Below are 3279 nucleotides of genomic sequence, written 5' to 3' on the forward strand. Positions count from 1 at the left end.
GCACCGGGCTCATCAGGTCGTCACTCACAGCTGCCTCCATGTCATTTACCAGCCAAATCGATACTGCATCGATTTGTAAATCCCGCTGTTCCGTCAATTCTTACTACGGACAGTCGCACCACGTCCAATTCGATACGTTATCGACACGGGTAATTATTACGCACGAAACAAGCGGCCCATACGTTCGCTTCTGTCCGACGACCCAACCCGTTGCCCTGGAGGCACCCGAACGTGCGCATGTATTTCTGCACCGACATCCACGGGAGCGAGCGATGCTGGAAGAAGTTCCTCGCCACCCCCAAGCACTACGAGTGCGACACGATCGTGATCGGCGGCGACATCACGGGGAAGTTCATCGTGCCCGTGATCGAGACCAAGCGCGGCAAGTACAAGGCCCGGTTCGCGGGCATCGAGCGCAAGGTCAGCGCGGGCGCGCAGCTCAACAATCTGCTCGCCATGATCGCCGACGCCGGTGAGTATGCGTGGCTGACCACCCCAGAGGAGTTCGAGTCCTACGCCGGCGACCAGGACAGGATCGACGACCTGTTCCGCACGTTGATCCTCAAGCGCGTCGAGCGCTGGATCGACATGGCCGAGGACCGTCTCGGCGGAACGGGCGTGCGGGTTCTGATCAGCGGCGCCAACGACGACTACTTCGACGTCGACGACATGCTCAGCCGCTCGAGTGTGATCGAGGACCCGAACGGCACGGTGATCGATCTCGACGACGGCTTCCAGATGATGGGCATGGGCTACGGCAACATCACGCCGTGGGCGTGCCCGCGCGACGTGTCGGAGGAAGACTTGGCCCGCCGGATCGACGAGGTGATGGCCACGGCTGACGACCCTGGCAAGACGATCATGAGCCTGCACGTACCGCCTTACGCCTCGGGGTTGGACTACGCGCCCAAGCTCGACGAGGACCTGCGCGCGGTCGTCACGTCGGGTGGCCCGCAGATGGTGCCGGTCGGCAGCACGGCCACCCGCGACGCCATCGCCACCTACGAGCCGATGCTCGGCCTGCACGGACACATCCACGAATCGCGGGGAGTCCGTGAACTGGCCGGGGTGCCGATCGGCAACCCCGGCAGTGAGTACAGCGAGGGGATCCTGGGCGGCCTGCTCATCGATCTGGACAAACGACACGGCCTTGTGAACACGAGCCTGGTAAGGGGCTGATCGCCATGACTGCTGCACCGACCGTCAAGACCGGGGTCCCGACCACGGCCGGGGTCTTCACCAGGGCCAGCTCGGGGCTGGTCCGGCAGGTCCGTACCGACGACGTGATGTTCTACGGGTGGCAGCAAATCGCCCTCGGCTACATCATTTTCATCGTCGCGGCCTGGCAGTTCTACCCGGGTGCGTCGATGGAGCTGGCCACCCTGATCGCGACCGTGGCAGGCCTCTTCATCGCAGGCTGCTACGGGCTGCTCAGCATGGTCTATCCGCGCTCCGGCGGCGACTACGTGTTCATGTCAAGAATCCTTCATCCGGCCGCAGGCATCGCGTTGAGCATGTCGCTGGTGTTCTGGCAGCTCTTCTACACCGGGGTGAACGGTGCCTTCCTGTCCAAGTTCGGGATCGCGCCGATGCTCAGTTCGCTCGGGGTGCAGCAACACAACGCAGCCCTGATCAATGCGGGCAACTGGTTCGCGGGCAAGTGGGGCCTGTTCCTCGGCGGTGTGCTCGTGGTCGGCATCTTCTCGATCGTGCAGTACCGCGGCGCCGGGGTGTACTTCAAGGTGCAACGCTGGGCCAGCTACGTCACCGCGGTCAGCCTGCTGGCCACGTTCGTCACCCTCGCGCTGGCGGCCACCGGCGTGCTCGACTTCCACCACAACTTCGACGCCGCCGCAGGTGCGGGCGCCTACGACGGCGTCATCGCAGCGGCAGGCGACACCGCCCACCCGTTCAGCCTGCCGCAGAGCGCGTTCTTCGCGGCGTGGCCGGCGTTCTCGCTCTGGTTCGCGGTGCTCTCGGTGAGCTTCGGTGGCGAGGTGAAGGACGGGCAGCGCAGTCAGCTGCGGGGTATGACGCTCGCCATCGTCACGATGGGTGGGGCGATGATGCTGTTGATGTTCCTGTATCGGATGGCGTTTGGCAGTTCGTTCATGCTGGCCTCCACCGAGGTCGCGCCAGACAAGTTCCCGCTCGACGCGGCGCCGTACGTCAACCTGTACACCGGAATCGCCGGCGGCAATCCCGTGCTCACGGTGGTGAACAGTCTCTGGGTGCTGTCGTTGTTGTTCTTCGTCGGCGCAAGCTCGTTGATCGTCGCGACGCGCAGCATGCTCGCGTGGTCGCTGGACGGGCTGGCACCGAAGTGGTTCTCGTCGGTCTCGGCCAAGTTCCACACCCCGACCTGGGCGCTGGCGTTGTCGGCGGCGATCGCCTTCGTCTGGGTGTGCCTCTACGCGTTCACCAGCTCGGTCCTGGTGCTCGGCGGCTTTCTCGGCCAGTGCATCCCGTTCATGGGCGTCTGCCTGGCCGCGATCATCTTCCCGTTCCGGCGAAAGCGGGAGTTCGAGTCCTCACCGATCGCCTACCGAGTGGGGAAGGTGCCCGTGATCTCGGTGATCGGCGTCGTCGCCCTCACCTGCGTGGTGTTCGTCTTCTACCGGTTGCTGATCGATGCCGCCTACGGCGCCAACAACCACCTCTCCGAGGTCATGACGATCGCCGTCACGGTCTTCGCGCTCACCTGGTACGCAGCGTTCCGGATCTACCGCGCCAATCAGGGGGCCGACCTCAAGGGCCAGTTCAGCGAGATCCCGGTCGAGTGATGGACGGGATGGACGCCGCGACCCTCCTACGGGCCGAGCGGATCCCCGGCGAGGCCGCGCGCCTCGTCGGGGCGGCCGCGGAGCAGTCGCTGCTGCTGCGGGTCACGGGCTCGGTGGCCGTGCATCTGCACTGCTCCCGGCACAACGGGCTGATGCGTGAGCTCGGGCGGCGTCCGTTCTACGACATCGACTTCTGGGGCCGCGACCGCGATCACCGGCAGATCGACGCGTTCTTCCAAGGCGAGGGCTACCTCGCCGACCCGGCCGCGCGCGGGCTACGGGAGTGGGGCATCAAGCGACAGATCTTCGCCCACCCCGAGACGGGCATCAAGATCGACGTCTTCATGGACGCCCTGGTGATGGCGCATTCGATCAACTTCGTCGACCGGCTCGAACTGGCCGACCCGTGCATCTCGCTCGCCGACCTGGTGCTGTCGAAGCTGCAGATCCACGAGATGACGGCCAACGACCTGATCGACCTCACGGTGCTGCTCGG

At 65.0% G+C, this 3279-nt stretch carries 3 protein-coding genes; all 3 read left to right on the top strand.

Annotated features, from left to right (window positions below):
* Positions 1–237 precede the first annotated feature (237 nt).
* A complete protein-coding gene (locus QOD90_RS04585; RefSeq protein WP_526347120.1) occupies positions 238–1179 on the top strand; it encodes a metallophosphoesterase family protein in 942 nt (313 codons plus the stop codon).
* A 5-nt stretch (positions 1180–1184) separates the two neighbouring features.
* Positions 1185–2783, top strand: a complete 1599-nt coding sequence (locus QOD90_RS04590) for an amino acid permease (protein WP_526347122.1) — start codon at positions 1185–1187, stop codon at positions 2781–2783.
* An 8-nt stretch (positions 2784–2791) separates the two neighbouring features.
* Positions 2792–3279 (top strand): hypothetical protein (locus tag QOD90_RS04595; protein WP_526347124.1); only part of this gene is annotated, 488 nt, incomplete at its 3' end.

The sequence above is a fragment of the Mycobacterium sp. genome, from assembly GCF_032161845.1.
GTDB lineage: Bacteria > Actinomycetota > Actinomycetes > Mycobacteriales > Mycobacteriaceae > Mycobacterium.